This is a genomic window from Inhella gelatinilytica, from assembly GCF_016093295.1.
Lineage (GTDB): Bacteria > Pseudomonadota > Gammaproteobacteria > Burkholderiales > Burkholderiaceae_C > Inhella > Inhella gelatinilytica.
On sequence record NZ_JAEDAL010000001.1, the window covers coordinates 19,198 to 35,406 of the forward strand.

13 protein-coding genes are annotated in these 16,209 nt (G+C 63.3%); 9 read left to right on the forward strand and 4 right to left on the reverse strand.

Features of this window, described 5'->3' with window-relative positions:
* Window positions 1–8: 8 nt before the first annotated feature.
* Window positions 9–1,109: an FAD-dependent monooxygenase gene (locus I7X43_RS00095; protein WP_198098856.1), complete on the reverse strand. Its 1,101-nt coding sequence runs from the start codon at window positions 1,107–1,109 to the stop codon at window positions 9–11.
* Between the two features lie 134 nt (window positions 1,110–1,243).
* Between I7X43_RS00095 and ychF the strand changes: the two genes are divergently transcribed.
* Complete coding sequence (gene ychF, locus I7X43_RS00100) at window positions 1,244–2,338, forward strand: redox-regulated ATPase YchF (RefSeq protein WP_198098857.1); 1,095 nt, start codon at window positions 1,244–1,246, stop codon at window positions 2,336–2,338.
* A 73-nt stretch (window positions 2,339–2,411) separates the two neighbouring features.
* Here the strand turns inward: ychF and I7X43_RS00105 are convergent, their stop codons facing one another.
* Together I7X43_RS00105 and hppD are read right to left on the reverse strand one after the other, a co-directional pair.
* The gene (locus I7X43_RS00105) at window positions 2,412–2,951 is read right to left on the reverse strand and encodes a VOC family protein (RefSeq protein ID WP_198098858.1); all 540 of its coding nucleotides are present in this window, start codon (window positions 2,949–2,951) and stop codon (window positions 2,412–2,414) included.
* An 11-nt stretch (window positions 2,952–2,962) separates the two neighbouring features.
* Window positions 2,963–4,000 carry a 4-hydroxyphenylpyruvate dioxygenase gene (gene hppD, locus I7X43_RS00110; protein WP_198098859.1) on the reverse strand — a complete coding sequence of 346 codons (1,038 nt, stop codon included), beginning with the start codon at window positions 3,998–4,000 and terminating at the stop codon, window positions 2,963–2,965.
* A 103-nt stretch (window positions 4,001–4,103) separates the two neighbouring features.
* Here hppD and I7X43_RS00115 point away from each other — a divergent pair, with 103 nt between their 5' ends.
* From I7X43_RS00115 to I7X43_RS00135, 5 genes are all read left to right on the forward strand, one after another.
* Window positions 4,104–4,994: a LysR family transcriptional regulator gene (locus I7X43_RS00115; protein WP_198098860.1), complete on the forward strand. Its 891-nt coding sequence runs from the start codon at window positions 4,104–4,106 to the stop codon at window positions 4,992–4,994.
* Window positions 4,995–5,100: 106 nt separating this feature from the next.
* A complete protein-coding gene (locus tag I7X43_RS00120) occupies window positions 5,101–5,391 on the forward strand; it encodes a co-chaperone GroES (RefSeq protein ID WP_198098861.1) in 291 nt (96 codons plus the stop codon).
* A gap of 40 nt (window positions 5,392–5,431) precedes the next feature.
* Window positions 5,432–7,069: a chaperonin GroEL gene (gene groL, locus I7X43_RS00125; protein ID WP_198098862.1), complete on the forward strand. Its 1,638-nt coding sequence runs from the start codon at window positions 5,432–5,434 to the stop codon at window positions 7,067–7,069.
* Window positions 7,070–7,150: 81 nt separating this feature from the next.
* Window positions 7,151–9,082: a DUF1631 family protein gene (locus tag I7X43_RS00130; RefSeq protein WP_198098863.1), complete on the forward strand. Its 1,932-nt coding sequence runs from the start codon at window positions 7,151–7,153 to the stop codon at window positions 9,080–9,082.
* Window positions 9,079–11,310, forward strand: coding sequence for a patatin-like phospholipase family protein (locus tag I7X43_RS00135; protein WP_310737496.1), 2,232 nt, complete (start codon window positions 9,079–9,081; stop codon window positions 11,308–11,310). The genes I7X43_RS00130 and I7X43_RS00135 overlap by 4 nt, the downstream gene beginning before the upstream one ends.
* Here I7X43_RS00135 and yihA read toward each other — a convergent pair.
* Window positions 11,290–12,045: a ribosome biogenesis GTP-binding protein YihA/YsxC gene (gene yihA / locus I7X43_RS00140; RefSeq protein WP_198098864.1), complete on the reverse strand. Its 756-nt coding sequence runs from the start codon at window positions 12,043–12,045 to the stop codon at window positions 11,290–11,292. The genes I7X43_RS00135 and yihA overlap by 21 nt on opposite strands.
* Window positions 12,046–12,160: 115 nt before the next feature.
* Here yihA and I7X43_RS00145 point away from each other — a divergent pair, with 115 nt between their 5' ends.
* From I7X43_RS00145 to ccsB, 3 genes are all read left to right on the forward strand, one after another.
* Entirely contained in the window at window positions 12,161–12,778 is a 618-nt protein-coding gene (locus I7X43_RS00145; RefSeq protein WP_198098865.1) for a c-type cytochrome, read from the forward strand.
* A 70-nt stretch (window positions 12,779–12,848) separates the two neighbouring features.
* The gene (locus I7X43_RS00150; protein ID WP_246480079.1) at window positions 12,849–14,870 is read left to right on the forward strand and encodes a cytochrome c biogenesis protein ResB; all 2,022 of its coding nucleotides are present in this window, start codon (window positions 12,849–12,851) and stop codon (window positions 14,868–14,870) included.
* Window positions 14,867–16,204: a c-type cytochrome biogenesis protein CcsB gene (gene ccsB, locus I7X43_RS00155; protein ID WP_198098866.1), complete on the forward strand. Its 1,338-nt coding sequence runs from the start codon at window positions 14,867–14,869 to the stop codon at window positions 16,202–16,204. The genes I7X43_RS00150 and ccsB overlap by 4 nt, the downstream gene beginning before the upstream one ends.
* Window positions 16,205–16,209 lie beyond the last annotated feature (5 nt).

The following is a 16,209-nucleotide window of genomic DNA, read 5'->3' on the forward strand; positions in this document are numbered from 1 at the left end:
CCAACTCCTCAACCCATCGCCCGCTGGGCCAACCAGCGTTTCAGTGGGGGCATTTGATCGACCCAATTCAATCCGTGATTGCGCAGCGAGGCCACCCAGGGCGAATCGTGCGCAAACCCAGCCCACAGGGCATCCGCCCCACCCCCCATCAAACGCGTGGGCCAGACGCGTTTGCGGTCGTAACGTCGCAGCAGCCGCTCGTCGCCCAGGGGGCGCCACGCCTCGCGCGCCGCCAAGACCTCCGCGAGTGTGGCCACATCCCCCAGCCCCAAGTTCAGACCTTGCCCCGACAGCGGATGGACTTGGTGAGCGCAATCGCCCAACAGGACAAAACCCGGCCCAGACACCCGGTCGGCCTGCAACCACTGCAGAGGCCAAGCCTTGCGCTCGCTGGCGAGCTTCAACTCCCCGGCCAGTCCCTGGCTGTGGGCCTGTAAAGCGGCTTCAAAATCTGTCGGCGATGCATCCAGCCAACGCGTGGCCCGCTCCGCGGGCTGGGACCACACCAAAGCCCATCCATGGCCCGCCTGCGGGCGATCCAGCGGCAACAAAGCCAGCACCTCGCCATCACGAAACCACTGCCACGCCACACCGTGGTGCGGTCGATCAGAAACCAAGCGGGCGGCCACCGCCGAGTGGCCATAGCGATGCGCCCGCGTCGACACCCCCAACGCCGCCCGACTTCCGGCCTCGCGGCCCTCGCAGAGCGCCAGCAGGGCATGCGGCACGTCGTCCAACACCCGCTCAACATGCGGTGCAAAACGAAGGGCCGTCTCCAACTGCGCCTCCAACTCCGCCGCATCAACGATCCAGGTCAGGGCTTCGACTTCGCTTTGCGAGGCCGAAAAGCCAATGTGCGCCCCCGCCTGGTCACCCTGCACTTTCATGTCCCGCACGGGCGTTCGTGCGTCCGGGGACAGCGCGTCCCAAACCTTCAAATCACTCAGCAGTCGCTTGGATGCCGTGTTGAGCGCATAGGCCCGCAGGTCCGGCCCCGAGGACCGTTCCGGTCGGCCGCGCAAGGCCACGCGCAGCCCCTGGCGAGACAGCGCCAAAGCCAGCGCCCGTCCGACACAGCCGTCTCCGCGAATCAGCACATCGTGTTGCATCCCCTCATTCTAGGAAGGCACCTTCACTAACGCCGTGATTTCCCGCATACCCTTTTAAAATCGCGCGCTTTGCCCAATTCTGGGCTGACCGATGGCCCCCGCCCGGGGGCTCTCCACCGATCCAAGGAATCCCGATGAGCCTGAAGTGCGGCATCGTGGGTCTGCCCAATGTGGGCAAGTCCACCCTTTTCAACGCCCTGACCAAAGCGGGCATCGCGGCCGAGAACTACCCGTTCTGCACGATTGAACCCAACGTGGGCATCGTGGAGTTGCCGGACCCACGCATGGATGCACTGGCGGCCATCGTCAAACCCGAACGCGTGGTCCCCGCCATCGTGGAGTTTGTCGACATTGCAGGCCTGGTGGCCGGCGCCAGCAAGGGTGAAGGCTTGGGCAACCAGTTCCTCAGCCACATTCGGGAAACAGACGCCATCGTCAACGTGGTGCGCTGCTTCGAAGACGACAACGTCATCCACGTCAACGGCAAGGTGGACCCCATCTCGGACATTGAAGTCATCCAGACCGAGCTCTGCCTGGCCGACCTGTCCACCGTTGAAAAGAGCCTAGTGCGCTACAGCAAAGTGGCGCGGGCCGGGGGCGACAAAGACGCCCAACGCCTGGTTGACGTGTTGAAAAAGTGCGAAGAGGCGCTGAACCAGGGCAAACCGGTGCGTTCCATCGACTTCAGCAAGGAAGAGTTGGCCGTTCTGAAGCCCCTGTGCCTGATCACCGCCAAGCCCGCCATGTTTGTGGGCAACGTCAGCGAGTCTGGTTTTGAGAACAACCCGTTCCTGGACCGCCTGAAGGAGTACGCAGCCGCCCAGAACGGGCCGGTGGTGGCGATCTGTGCCAAAACCGAGAGCGAGCTATCGGAGATGAGCGACGAAGACAAGGCCATGTTCCTGGCGGAAATGGGCCAGACCGAACCCGGTTTGAACCGCCTGATCCGCGCCGGCTTCAGCCTGCTGGGCCTGCAAACCTACTTCACCGCGGGCGTGAAAGAGGTGCGTGCCTGGACCATCCACAAGGGCGACACGGCCCCGCAGGCCGCCGGCGTGATCCACACCGACTTCGAGCGCGGCTTCATCCGCGCTCAAACCATCGCTTTTGACGATTTCATCACCTACAAGGGCGAGCAAGGCGCCAAAGACGCCGGCAAGATGCGCGCCGAGGGCAAGGAGTACATCGTCAAAGATGGCGACGTGATGAACTTCCTGTTCAATGTCTAACCCCAACCTCTTACAAAAAAAAGGGCCACCCTCCGGTGGCCCTTTTGCTTGGGCGCTGTCGGCGGACTCGCGCTCAGTTCACCTCAGAAAACTCCCGCTCGTGCAGCCAAGCAGCGTGGTGGACGGCCCGCTTCGTCCGGCTCCATTCTTCAATCATGGGAATGGCCACTTCGCGCAAACGGTCGATGTCGCCCGGTTGTTGGGTGTTGGCAGCCAGTTCGATGCGGTGCCCATTCGGATCGAAGAAATAGATCGACTGGAAAATCGCGTGATTGGTGGGGCCGAGCACGTCCAGGCCCATGGCCTCCAGTCGGGCCTTGGCCGCGCGCAGGGCGTCCATGTCCTTGACCTCAAAAGCCAGGTGCTGAACCCATTCGGGCGTGTTGGTGTCGCGGCCCATGGCCGGGCTGTTGGGCAGCTCGAAAAACGCCAGCACATTGCCCCGACCGGCATCGAGGAAGATGTGCATGTACGGGTCCGGCGCCTTGGTGCTGGGCACGTGATCCTCGGAAATGGCGAGGATCAGGTCCATGTCGAGCGCCTGCTTGTAAAACTCGACCGTTTCCTTGGCGTCCCGGCAACGGTAGGCGACGTGATGGATGCCTTGCAACATGGTGGGGCTCCTTAGATCACGCCTCGGCGCTCTTGGTCTTTTTCCAGCGACCGGAACAGCGCGCCGAAGTTGCCCTCGCCAAACCCGAGGTTGTTCTGCCGCTGAATGATCTCGATGAAGATGGGGCCGATGATGTTCTTGGTGAAGATCTGCAGCAGGTAGCCGCTTTCATCGCCGTCCACCAACACTTGGTGGGCGCGGATGCGGGCGTGGTCTTCGCGCACACCCGGTACGCGGTTGAACACTTCGTCGTAGTACTCGTCGTCGATTTCGAGCGTGTCAATGGGGCTGCCTTGCAGCGCATCCAGCGAGGCCAGGATGTCGGTCGTGGCGAACGCCAAATGCTGAACGCCCGGGCCCTTGTATTCGCGCAGGTACTCGGCGATCTGGTCCTTGTCGTCCTTGGGCTGGTTGATCGGGATGCAGAAGCTGCCATCGGGCGAACGCAAAGCAAAGCTGGTCAGCCCCGTCTTGACGCCCTTGATGTCGAAGTAGCGCACCTCGGTGAAGCCAAAGATGTCCTTGTAGAACGATGCCCACTTGTCCTGCTCGCCGGGCGGGACGTTGTTGGTCAAGTGATCCACCACCGTGAAACCCTTGTGCGCTTGCACCAGGGGCTTCTCCAGCGCCACGAAATCGCGGTCGTAGATCGTGGGCTGCCCAGCTTGCACCACGTCGATGAAATAAATGACGCTGCCGCCGATGCCCCACACCGCAGGGTACGGGTGGTCTTTTTGATCAGCCGGCACCTCCACCGCGCCACGGGCCACGGCCGCTTTCACCGCCTCCTGGCCGTTGTCGCACCGCCAAGCCATGGCACTGATGGAGGGGCCATGGGCTTTGGCAAAGGCTGCTGAATGCCCTTCCCGCTCACCATTCAGCAGGAAATGGATGTCGTTCTGGCGGAAGTAGGTGATGTCCTTCTGCGCGTGGCGACGCACTTTGGAGAAGCCGAAGGCCCAAAACAGCGACTCCAGATAGCCCAGATCGGGGCCACAGAACTCGGTGAATTCAATGCCGCGCAGGCCGCAGGGGTTGGGATTGCTCATCGACTCCATCCAAAAAAGAAAAGAACAACGAGCCGCATTCTTCGCAGAAGTGAAATTCAATAAAAGCGAATTTCTTTGCAACTCTTTTTCTAAAATTTAGATCATGAAAATCGATCTTGACGCGCTTTTGGCACTGGAAGCCGTGGTGCGCACCGGCAGCGTGGCCCTGGCCGCCCAAGACCAGCACAAGGTGGGCTCCGCCATCAGCTACCAAATCAAGAAGCTGGAAACCCAACTGCGCCTGCCTTTGCTGGACCGCAGCGGGTACCGATTGCGGCTGACCGCGGAGGGCGAGGCGATCCTGCATGAAGGTCGACGCCTCCTCCTGCAAGCCCGCCAACTTGAAAACCTCGCGCAGCAGCTGTCCAGCGGGTGGGAGGCTCGATTGCTCTTGGTGGTGGATGGCATCCTGCCGCTAGCGGACAGCCTTCAAGCCCTCAAGACCCTGACCGACGAAGGGGTTCCCACCCGCATCCAGCTGAAGATCGAATTTCTGCGTGGGGTGCAGTACCGCTTTGACAAGGACGGGGCGGACCTGATGATCACCAAGGAATACAGCCCCAACGCCCAGTGTTTTGCCCAAGCCTTGCCGGAGGTGGAGTGCATTCTGTGCGTGGCGCCCGAGCACCCGCTGATGACGCTGGGGCGGCCCGCGCGGCTCTCCGATCTGCACGCGCACGTCGAGCTCAGTGTGCACGATTCCAGTGAAACCGGCCCCGATCGGCACATGTTCGGCGGAGATCGCGTCTTTTATCTGTCGGGCTTCATTGCGAAGCGAGAGGCCCTGCTGATGCGCATGGGCTTTGGCTGGATGCCGCGGTATCTGGTCGACAAGTGGCTGGATCGCGGCGAATTGGCGGAACTGCCCTACGAAGGGGGATCGCGCTACCGCTTCACCCCCTGGCTGGTACATCGCCTGGACCGCCCCTTGGGCCGCGCCGGACAACGGCTGGCGAGTCTTTTGGCGCAAACCACCCCAACCTCCCCCCCTTGAAACCTGGCACCGCGCCCCTATACTGGCGTTATTAGCACTCAAAACTTGTGAGTGCTAACAAATTGCGGCGCCCTGACGCCGCCTGTTTTTTCCTAGAGGAGAACCCATGAAGCTGCGTCCCCTGCACGATCGCGTGATCGTCAAACGTCTGGAAAACGAAACCAAGACCGCCCTGGGCATCATCATCCCCGACAACGCCGCCGAGAAGCCCGACCAGGGTGAAGTGCTGGCCGTCGGTCCGGGCAAGCGCAATGACAAGGGCGACTTCATCGCCATGAACACCAAGGTCGGCGACCGCGTGCTGTTTGGCAAATACAGCGGCCAGACCGTGAAGGTAGACGGTGAGGAACTGCTCGTCATGAAAGAAGACGACCTGTTCGCCGTGGTGGAAAAGTAATCCACGCTCACCCAACTGAATCGAATTCGGAGATAAAGAAATGGCAGCAAAAGACGTAGTGTTCGGCGGCGAAGCCCGCGCGCGCATGGTTGAAGGCGTGAACATCCTGGCCAACGCGGTCAAGGTCACGCTGGGCCCCAAGGGCCGCAATGTGGTGCTGGAGCGCTCGTTCGGCGCGCCCACCGTCACCAAGGACGGTGTGTCGGTCGCCAAGGAAATCGAGCTGAAGGACAAGCTGCAGAACATGGGCGCGCAAATGGTCAAGGAAGTCGCTTCCAAGACCAGCGACAACGCCGGTGACGGCACCACCACCGCCACCGTGTTGGCCCAAGCCATCGTGCGCGAAGGCATGAAGTACGTGGCCGCCGGCATGAACCCGATGGACCTCAAGCGCGGCATCGACAAGGCGGTTGCCGCCCTGGTCGAGCAACTGAAGAAGGCCAGCAAGGCCACCACGACCAGCAAAGAAATCGCTCAAGTGGGTGCCATTTCCGCCAACAGCGACCATTCGATCGGCCAAATCATTGCCGACGCCATGGACAAAGTCGGCAAGGAAGGCGTGATCACGGTTGAAGACGGCAAGAGCCTGAACAACGAGTTGGACGTCGTGGAAGGCATGCAGTTCGACCGCGGCTACCTGTCGCCCTACTTCATCAACAACCCTGAGAAGCAGGTCGCCATCCTCGACAACCCGTTCGTGCTGCTGCACGACAAGAAGATCAGCAACATTCGTGACCTGCTGCCCACGCTGGAAGCCGTGGCCAAGGCTGGCCGTCCGCTGCTGATCGTCGCCGAAGAAGTCGACGGCGAAGCGCTGGCCACTCTGGTGGTCAACACCATCCGCGGCATCCTGAAGGTTGTTGCCGTCAAGGCCCCGGGCTTTGGCGACCGTCGCAAGGCCATGCTGGAAGACATCGCCATCCTGACCGGTGGCAAGGTCATCGCCGAAGAAGTGGGCCTGAGCCTCGAGAAGGTGACCCTGGCCGACCTGGGCCAAGCCAAGCGCGTCGAAGTGGCCAAGGAAAACACCACCATCATCGACGGCGCCGGCAAGGCCGACGACATCGAAGCGCGCGTCAAGCAGATCCGCATCCAGATCGAAGAAGCCACCAGCGACTACGACCGCGAGAAGTTGCAAGAGCGCGTGGCCAAGCTGGCTGGCGGCGTGGCCGTCATCAAAGTCGGTGCCGCCACCGAGGTTGAGATGAAGGAGAAGAAGGCTCGCGTGGAAGACGCGCTGCACGCCACCCGTGCCGCCGTTGAAGAAGGCATCGTCGCCGGCGGCGGCGTGGCCCTGCTGCGCGCCCGTCAAGCAGCCGGCTCGATCCAAGGTGACAACGCCGACCAAGACGCTGGCGTCCGCCTGATCCTGAAGGCCATCGAAGCCCCGCTGCGCGAGATCGTTTACAACGCCGGTGGCGAAGCCTCGGTCGTGGTGAACGCTGTGCTGGCTGGTAACGGCAACTACGGCTTCAATGCAGCCAACGACACCTACGGCGACATGATCGAGATGGGCATCCTGGACCCGACCAAGGTGACCCGTACCGCGCTGCAAAACGCCGCCTCCGTGGCCTCGCTGATGCTGACCACCGAGTGCATGGTCGCCGAAGCCCCGAAGGACGAAACCCCGATGCCCGCTCCGGGCGGCATGGGCGGCATGGGCGGCATGGACATGTAAGCCCTCAGGGATCCCCCTGAATCCAAGGCCCACCCATTGGTGGGCCTTTTTCTTTTTCAATTGCTTCCCATAATCGGGGGCATGAGCGCCAATCCTTTGCTGGTCGCCTTGGTCGACCGTGTGCTGGCTTTGCTGCCGGACTTCACCCGCAATCTGCAGGACTCCATCCAGCAGGCGGTCCGCGAGCACCCCGCCCTTCAAGAGGCCTGGATGCGGCGGCGCAGTCGCTTTCAGTTTGAGTTCGACACCAGCGTTCGCCCGATGCTGGCCCAAGTGCGCAACGGACAGGACCCGCTGGCGCCCAAACGCAACATCGGCCTGGATCAATTGGCCCTCGTCGACGAAGCCAACGCCCTGCGGGACGTGGGCATCGCCCTGGTGGTCGAGACCGTCAGCGAGGCTTGCCGCACCGAACTCTTCCAGCTCACCAACTTCTTCAATGGGCTCGCCCGCGGTCAGGCACGGCCCCCTCGCGAACCCAATTTGCTGCGTCCAGCCCTGTTTGCTCGGGCGCTGACGGACGCATTGGCCGGTACCGATCTGCGTGCCGATGGTCATTACGCGCTGATGCACGCCATCGCCCCTGGCATGTCCGACGGCTTGGTCCCCATCTACCAAGCACTCGCCGACGAACTGCGCCGCAACAACCTAACGCCCCTGGTCATGGCGGTGGACTTCCAGCACAACCAGTTGCGACCCCACGGTGGCGCCGCCGGCGGACTGGAGGAACTGCGGCGGCGTACCGAGCTGGAACAGCCCGATCAGTTTCGGGTCCGGCGAGTCGCAACCCCGGGGTCGGACTTGGTCAACAAGATCTACGACCAGATGATGGCCGACCCCTTGCTGCTGCAGCCCGTCAAGGCTCAGCTCGAACGACTCAAGCCTGTGGTCTTGCGCATGGCCCAGCTGGATGACCAGTTACTGCGACAACAAGACCACCCAACGTGGCGGCTGCTGAATGCCGTGGCTGCTTATGGCCGGGCCTTCCAAGACCCCCATGACCCGCGCTTGGGCGACTACCTGCAGTTCCTGGATCAACAAGGGCAGTTGCTGGCCGATGCGCCGATGCTGAACCGACAGCAATTCGAGAGCCTGCAGCGCTTGATGGATGCCTTCATCGCACGCCAGGCCCGAGAGCGAAGCACAGCCTCCAGCGCCGCGATCGCCGCGCTGGAGCGCGAAGGGCGACGGGCGCAGTGGGCCAACATGGTGCGCGAGCAACTGGAGGCCCAGTTGTACGCTGCCCGCATCAGCCCGTCGGTGCGCGAATTCCTGCTCGGCATCTGGTTGGATGTCATTGTTCAGGCCATGGTGAGCCATGGCGAAGACTCCCATGCGGTTCAAGACAGTGTTCAATTGGTCGACGACCTGGTGGAGAGCTTGGCGCCCTTGCATGTGGACGAAGCCCGCACGGCGCTGCAACAGCGCCTGCCCGAGCTGATTGGGCGCATCACCCGCGGACTGGCCACCATCCCCCTCTCCGACGCCAAGCGTCAGGCCATTTTGGAAGGCCTGCAACGACAGCACATGCGCGCCATGCGGGGCGGGGTATCCGAGGCCGCGCGCCGGGAGCCGGCCCCGTTCCGCCCCTCCAGCAGCGGCGAAGCCGGAGCCGAGGGCGACGTGCGGCGGCTGCTGGACGAACGCGAGAGCCAATTCGCCTCGGTTTGGGCGCATGCCGAGGTCGACCGCTCCGAACTTCCAACGCAGCCCATGCCCCTGCCTGACGCGGGGGACACGGGTGAAGTGGCCGTGGGCCAGTGGATGCGCCAACTGGAAGTGGGCGGCTGGTTCCACATGTTTCTGGAGACCCACTGGGTCACCACCCAACTGGTCTGGATCAGTGAGGACCGTGAGTTCTTTGCATTCATCGACCAGGACGGACACGAGCGGCATTCGCTCACGGCCGGTGCCGTGGCACAGCTCTACAAAGCCGGTTTGGTGATGTACCTTGAGCAAGAGGGCGTGGTCGATCGCGCGGTCGCCAAGCTCATTCAGCAACTCGACGCGTGATCCGCGGTCATTGGGCCCGCGCCCTGCTGGGCGCCTTCGTCTTGGCCACGAGCGGGTCCGCCCTGGCCGCTGAAGCACCTGCGAACCGTCCCAAAGTCGGCCTGGTGCTGTCGGGCGGTGGGGCACGGGGATTGACCCACATCGGTGTGCTGAAGGTTCTGGAGCGCGAACGCATCCCGGTCGACGTGATCGCCGGCACTTCCATGGGCGCCATCATTGGCGGGCTGTACGCCAGCGGCATGAGCGCCAGCGCGCTGGAGCGCGAACTCAAAGCCTTGGACTGGGAGCAAGTCTTTGCCAATCGGGTGGACCGTCAGCACCTGTCACAGCGGCGCAAAGAAGAGGACTATGCGTTTTCAGCCGCCCTGGAGCTGGGGCTTCGGGAAGGCGAACTTCGCGCCCCCCAAGGCACGGTGTCCAGCCGCGGGCTGGAAGTGCTGCTGCGGCGGCTGACATTGCCGACCCGCGACCTGCCCTCGTTTGATGCTCTCCCCATCCCCTTCCGGGCCGTGGCGACGGACATGGAATCGGGCGAGGCCTTGGTCATGGACCAGGGCGACTTGGCCACGGCCCTGCGCGCCTCCATGAGCGTGCCGGGCGTCTTCTCCCCCATTGAGCGCAATGACCGCCTGCTGGGTGATGGCGGCCTGGTCAACAACCTGCCGGTCGATGTGGCCCGGCGACTGGGGGCCGAGCGGGTGATCGCCGTGAACGTGGGAACCCCGTTGTCGGGGCGGGAAGCGCTGGGCAGTCTCTTGGGGCTGACCACCCAAATGATCAACATCCTGACCGAGCAAAACGTCAAGCGCAGCTTGGCTTCGCTTTGGGACGAGGACGTACTCATCAACCCTGGGCTGGGCAGCCTGACGGCGGCCGATTTTGAGCGGGCGAGCGAGTTCATTCGCATCGGCGAAGCCAGCGCCGAGGCCTTGGTGGCCGAATTGCGGCCGCTGTCGCTGTCGGCAGCGCAGTACGCCCGGTGGCGCACGGAGCGCCAGTTGCAAGGGGAGCCCGCGCCGCCCGTCTTGGCCGCTTTGCGGATGGACGGCAGTCAGAGCACCCGTCCAGAGCGGTGGCTGGCCGTCTTGGACAGCAAACCGGGCGACCCCTTCGATGTGCGCAAAGCCGTTCGCGACACCCGCTTGTTGGCCGCCAGTGGCGACTACGCGCGGGTGGACTTTCATCTGGAAGCCAGTCCGGCGGGCGAAGTGCTGGTCTTTGACCTGGAGGACAAGCCCTGGGGGCCCAACTACTTGAAGTTGGGGCTGGACCTCTCGACGGATGACCGGGGCCTGGGGAGTTTCAACCTTCGCTTGAGCCACAACCGGCACTGGCTCAATAGCCTGGGTGGCGAGTGGCGCAACCAGCTCACCATCGGGCGCGCTCCTCGGCTGTTCAGCGAGTGGTATCAACCCCTGGCCGCCCAGGCGGGCACCCGCAGCGACTGGTTTGTCTCGGCCTGGGGTGAAGCCCAGCTCAAACGAACCGCCTTGTTCGACACCGCGGGGCAAACAACCGCGCTGCTGCGCCGCCGCACCCTGACTGCGGCGCTGGACCTGGGTCAGCCCTGGGGCCGTTTGGGCGAATTCCGGCTCGGGTTGTGGCAGGAGGCGGCACGCTGGCACTCGGACATCAACACCGTGCCCCTGCCGCTGGATCGCCTGAATCAGGTGCAACGCTTGTTCGGGCTCCGCGCGCAGGTGCAGGTCGATCAACTGGACGAGGTCAACTTCCCCCGCAGTGGGTGGCGCACGGTCGTCACCGGCATCCACGGCCGTCAGACGGGCTTGGACGGGCGTGCGTATCGGCTGGAAGCCGAGGGGCTTCGCGTGCTGAGTTGGGGCGACACCACGCTCAACCTCTATGGCAAGCTGGCGCGAACCCAGGTCCTGCCCGACGTGCCGGGCGGGCCGTACGCCCTGGGCGGATTTCAGCAACTCTCGGGGATGCAGGCCGATCAGATCACGGGCAATGCGCTGGCCTTGTTCCGCGCCGGGGTGTATCACCGCCTTTTGGACGCCCCAGTGCTGTCACGCGGCTTGTTCCTCGGTGGCTCGCTGGAGGCGGGCAATGTGTGGATCCAGCCCCGAGCGGCACGCTGGTCTGCCCTGCGGTGGGCCGGGTCGGTTTATGTGGGGGCTGACACCGCCATCGGCCCGCTATACCTCGCGTTGGGACGAACCGACACAGGCAGTAACGCCGTGTACTTATTCCTCGGACGACCCTGAGTCCGGTGCCTCATCCGCGGACGGCAACGCCGGCAGCGGCTCCTGCGCCCATTCATACAGGCAGCGCGCCGCGTCCGCCACGCCCTGGCCCTTGAGCGCAGAAAAGAGGGCCACGCCAATATCGGCCTGCTCCGTGAGCACGTAACTGCCGAGCAACTCCTGCGTTTGCTCCAGGATCGCCGCCTGCTCCTTGCGACTGAGCTTGTCCGCCTTGGTCAAAAGCACCAGCAACTTCACTTCACCCGCGTAAACCCGCTCGGCGACAAAGTCGATGAGTTGTCGATCCAGGTCGGTCAGGCCGTGGCGGCTGTCGACCATTTGCACCACACCCCGCAACGGCTCGCGCTGCTGCAAATAGTCCGCCATCACCTTTTGCCAGCGGCTCTTGGCATCCCGATTCACGGCGGCGTAGCCGTAGCCCGGCAAGTCAGCCCAAATTTGATTGGGCACCTCCTTGGGGCCGACGTGAAACAGATTAATGTGCTGGGTGCGCCCCGGTGTCTTGGACGCGAACGCCAATCGCTTGTGCTGCGCCAAGGTATTGATCGCCGTGCTCTTACCGGCATTCGAGCGCCCCACGAAGGCCACCTCAGGCAAGCCGGTTTCCGGCACCTGATGCAATTGGGCCGCAGTAGTAAAGAATCGGGCCGTATGGGCCCAGCCCAAAACGGTCTTGTCAGTGACGTCCAGCGCCATGTCGGCGGGCTGGGGCGGCGGCAAATGGGGAACGGTCATGGCGTCAAGTGTAAGATTCGCCGCCTTTTGCGCCCGGTCAAACCGCGTACCGCCTTTTTGAAGGCGCACGTGATCGGGCCGATCAAGACGCTCTGAACCCTAGAAAGCGCCCCCAATGATGAAGACGCTGAGCCTCCTTGCCACGCTGCTGATCGCGACCGCCGCCCATGCCAGCTCGGCACCTGCCGCCCCAGCCAAGGCTGATCTGGCCAAGGGCCAAGCCCTTTCCACCCAAGTTTGCGCGGCCTGCCACACGGCCGATGGCACGCGGGGCACACCGGCCAACCCCATCCTTGCGGGTCAGCATGCGGAGTATTTGGCCAAGCAACTGGCGGATTTCAAGAGCGGTAAACGCAAGAGCGCCGTCATGCAGGGGTTTGCCGGTACGCTGAGCGAAGACGACATGCGCAACGTAGCTGCGTTTTACGCGAGCAAGTCAGCGAAACCGGGTGCCGCGAAAAACAAGGACACGGTGAACCTGGGGCAGGCGATTTACCGCGGTGGCATCGCCGCCAAGGGCGTGCCGGCCTGTGCCGGGTGCCACAGCCCGAACGGCGCGGGCCTGCCGGTGCAGTACCCGCGCGTGGGCGGTCAGCATGCCGACTACGCGGAAGCCCAATTGGTGGCCTTCCGCAGTGGTGCACGTCAGAACCTTCAAATGAGTGCGATCGCCGCCAAGATGAACGACGCAGAAATCAAGGCCGTGGCCGACTACATGGCCGGTCTGCACTAAGTCAAAAAATCAGTGATCTCGAAAGGCCAGCCCTGTGCTGGCCTTTTTTTCGCCCGCGACAATCGGCACCATGTTGTCCAAGTCTTCCCGACGCGAGTGGTTTGAACTGCTCGCCTCCATGCGTTTTGCCATCACCTTGCTGTCGGTGCTCTGCATTGCCTCGGTCATCGGCACGGTACTGCGCCAGCGCGAGCCCCTGAACAACTACATCAACGCTTTTGGGCCGTTCTGGGCCGAGGCTTTCGGGCAGTTGGACCTGTTCACGGTCTACAGCGCGCCTTGGTTCCTGTTGATCTTGGCTTTTTTGGTGCTGTCCACCAGCCTGTGCATCCTGCGGCACACCCCCAAGATCATCCGCGATTGGCAGGACGCCAAACTCAAGGTGCGCGCCGAGTCCTTAAAGGCTCACCATCACCACGTCGCCGTGCAATGGCCTGGCGAGTTGAGTGCCACGCGCAAAGCCCTGGCCGAGCGCCTGGCGCTCCAGGGCTGGAGCTGTCAAGCCGATGAGCGGGCCCAGGGCCACTTGCTGGCTTCTCGCAAGGGGCGGGTGCACAAGCTGGGCTACCTGGCGGCGCACAGCGCCATCGTGCTGGTTTGTGTGGGGGGGTTGCTGGATGGGGATTTGATCGTCCGCTTGGCCATGAAACTACAGGGCAAGGAACTCTTCACCGGCAGTGGCTCGGTGACCGAGCCCGACCGGCATCGGCTCGATGATCGCAACCCCAGCTTTCGTGGCAACCTCTTTGTTCCCGAAGGGCAGCGAAACGACTCGGCCGTGCTGCCGCTGCCCGGAGGGCTGGTGCTTCAAAAGCTACCTTTCGAATTGGAGCTCAAACGTTTCGTCGTGGAGCACTACGAAACCGGCATGCCCAAGCGCTTTGCCAGCGACGTCATCCTGCGCGACAGCCACGGAGCCAAAGAAGCGCGGATCGAAGTCAACAAGCCCCTCATCCACAACGGCATTGCGATCTACCAAAGCAGTTTTGATGATGGCGGCTCCCAGGTGGAGCTTCGCGCCGAGCCCTTGACGGCCGCTGGGCCCGTCGAGTCCCTTGAAGCAACCGTGGGCACCGCCGTGGTGCGTCCGGGCCAAGAGCGGCTTGAAGTGACCGAACTGCGCACCATCAACGTCGAAGATTTTGCGCAGGTCAAAGGAGCAAGCGAGGCCGCCAGCACACCCAAGTCGGGCCTGTCCGGGGGCTCCGCAGCCAAAGATCCGAACCGCAAGACCTTGCGCAACATCGGCCCCTCCATCACGTACCGGGTGCGCGACGCGGCCGGGCAGGCCAAGGAATATCACCATTACATGCAGCCGGTGGAGATGAGCGGCCAGTGGGTGTTCCTGACGGGCGTGCGCGAGTCCGCCAACGCAGAGTTCCAATATTTGCGCATTCCCGCCGATGAAGCGGGGAGCTTGCAAGGTTGGCTGCGCTTACGCCGCGCGCTGCACGATCCGGCCGCACGTCAATCCGCAGCTGCGGCCTACGCCCAAGCGGCCAGTCAACGGGAGGACCTGCGGCCGCAGCTGGCAGCGACAGCAGCGAAAGCCCTGGCCTTGCTCGCTGCCGCAGAACCGGTGACCGACGGCCCGCCCGGTGGCCTACCCGCCCTGTCGCAATTCATTGAAAAAACCGTGCCGGAAGCAGAGCGCGAGCGCGTTTCCACTGTGATGTTGCGCGTGTTGACCGGCGCGCTGACCGAGCTGGACCTGCAAAGTCGCCAAGCTGCAGGGGTGAGCACCCCGGCGGAAGACGAAGCCCGCCAAGCCTTTTTGACGCAGGCCCTGCTGTCGCTGTCCGACAGCGTTTTTTATCCCGGATCGACGCTCTACACCCTGCAAGGGTTCAATCAGCGTCAAGCCTCGGTCTTCCAAGTCACCCGCGCTCCGGGACAAAAGCTGGTCTACCTCGGCGCGGTGTTGCTGATGCTGGGCGTGTTTGCCATGCTGTATTTGCGAGAGCGCCGCCTCTGGGTGTGGCTGGAACCTTCTGCAGCGGGCACCCAGGTGCAATTGGCCTACAGCAGCCCGCGCCAGGGAAGTGACACCGATGCCGAATTTGAACGATTGAAGACCCTCATCCAGCCATGAACGCTTCCGTCTTTTCCTTGCCGCCCGGTAGCGCCCGGCCCGCCAGCGACTGGGCCTTCGCAGCCCTCACACTCACTGGACTCGCCTGGGCCTTTTGGCGCTACTCGGGTTCGATGGACGCTTACGAGCAGGCCATCTTGCTGCTCAGCGCGCCCGCGCTGATCGCCTTGGGCTGGTTCTGGCAGCCGCTGCGCACCCTGACCGCGGTGGTCGGCGCCGGCACCCTGCTGGCGCTGGCCCTGTATGGTCGAAAGACGGACGGGTTTGGCGCGGACCTCACCGCCGCCAACCAGGTGTTTTGGCTGAAATATGTCCTGGCCAGCCAAAGCGCCATCCTCTGGATGGCTTGCCTCACCTTCCTTTCCACCCTGTCCTATTGGGCCGCTCTGGCGTGGCGACGTCAGGCGACCATGTTGGAGAGTTTCGGAACCAAGCTGGCCTGGGCGGCAGTGACCCTGGCCTTGATCGGGACGATGGTTCGATGGTTTGAAAGTCATCAAATCGCACCGGACATTGGCCACATCCCCGTGAGCAATCTGTACGAAGTGTTCGTGCTCTTTGCCTGGCTCACAACCCTCGTCTACCTCTATTACGAAGCACGCTTCCAGACCCGGGCGTTGGGCGCCTGGGTGATGCTGGTGGTTTCAGCCTCGGTGGCTTTTTTGCTGTGGTACGCCGCGTCGCGCAGCGCCCACGAAATTCAACCGCTGGTCCCCGCGTTGCAGAGCTGGTGGATGAAGATCCACGTGCCCGCCAATTTTGTGGGGTATGGCGGTTTTGCATTGGCGGCGATGGTGGCCCTGGCCTACTTGCTCAAGACCGCGGAGCCGCGATCCCTGTGGTGGGGCTTGGTGGTGTTGCCCTTGACCCTGGTCGGGGTATTGCTGGCAGCAGCGCAGTTCGGCGGTTTGGCAGAGGGGACGGTCACCGGCCTGCAGGGTTGGGCCCGCAAGTTTGGGGGCATCGGCGTGTTTTTGGGGCTGTGCGTCGCCCTGCGTCAGCGCGTGACAGAACGACTCCCCGCGCTCCCCATTCTGGATGAGCTGATGTACCGGGCCATCGCGCTAGGCTTTGCCTTCTTCACCATCGCCACCATCCTGGGCGCGTTTTGGGCCGCCGAGGCCTGGGGCGGCTACTGGAGTTGGGACCCGAAAGAGACATGGGCACTCATTGTTTGGCTGAACTACGCCGCGTGGTTGCACATGCGCCTGATCAAGGGCCTGCGCGGCGCCATGGGCGCCTGGTGGGCGCTGGTGGGTCTGCTGATCACGACGTTCGCCTTCCTGGGGGTCAACATGTTCCTCAGTGGGTTGCACAGCTACGGCGAGCTGTGACCTCG

Coding starts and splice junctions, on each gene's coding strand:
- I7X43_RS00150 (WP_246480079.1), top strand. CDS start 12,849: ATGTTGTCCAAGTCTTCCCGACGCGAGTGGTTTGAACTGCTCGCCTCC.
- yihA (WP_198098864.1), bottom strand. CDS start 12,045: ATGACCGTTCCCCATTTGCCGCCGCCCCAGCCCGCCGACATGGCGCTG.
- I7X43_RS00115 (WP_198098860.1), top strand. CDS start 4,104: ATGAAAATCGATCTTGACGCGCTTTTGGCACTGGAAGCCGTGGTGCGC.
- I7X43_RS00130 (WP_198098863.1), top strand. CDS start 7,151: ATGAGCGCCAATCCTTTGCTGGTCGCCTTGGTCGACCGTGTGCTGGCT.
- groL (WP_198098862.1), top strand. CDS start 5,432: ATGGCAGCAAAAGACGTAGTGTTCGGCGGCGAAGCCCGCGCGCGCATG.
- I7X43_RS00105 (WP_198098858.1), bottom strand. CDS start 2,951: ATGTTGCAAGGCATCCATCACGTCGCCTACCGTTGCCGGGACGCCAAG.
- ychF (WP_198098857.1), top strand. CDS start 1,244: ATGAGCCTGAAGTGCGGCATCGTGGGTCTGCCCAATGTGGGCAAGTCC.
- I7X43_RS00095 (WP_198098856.1), bottom strand. CDS start 1,109: ATGCAACACGATGTGCTGATTCGCGGAGACGGCTGTGTCGGACGGGCG.
- ccsB (WP_198098866.1), top strand. CDS start 14,867: ATGAACGCTTCCGTCTTTTCCTTGCCGCCCGGTAGCGCCCGGCCCGCC.
- I7X43_RS00120 (WP_198098861.1), top strand. CDS start 5,101: ATGAAGCTGCGTCCCCTGCACGATCGCGTGATCGTCAAACGTCTGGAA.
- hppD (WP_198098859.1), bottom strand. CDS start 4,000: ATGAGCAATCCCAACCCCTGCGGCCTGCGCGGCATTGAATTCACCGAG.
- I7X43_RS00145 (WP_198098865.1), top strand. CDS start 12,161: ATGATGAAGACGCTGAGCCTCCTTGCCACGCTGCTGATCGCGACCGCC.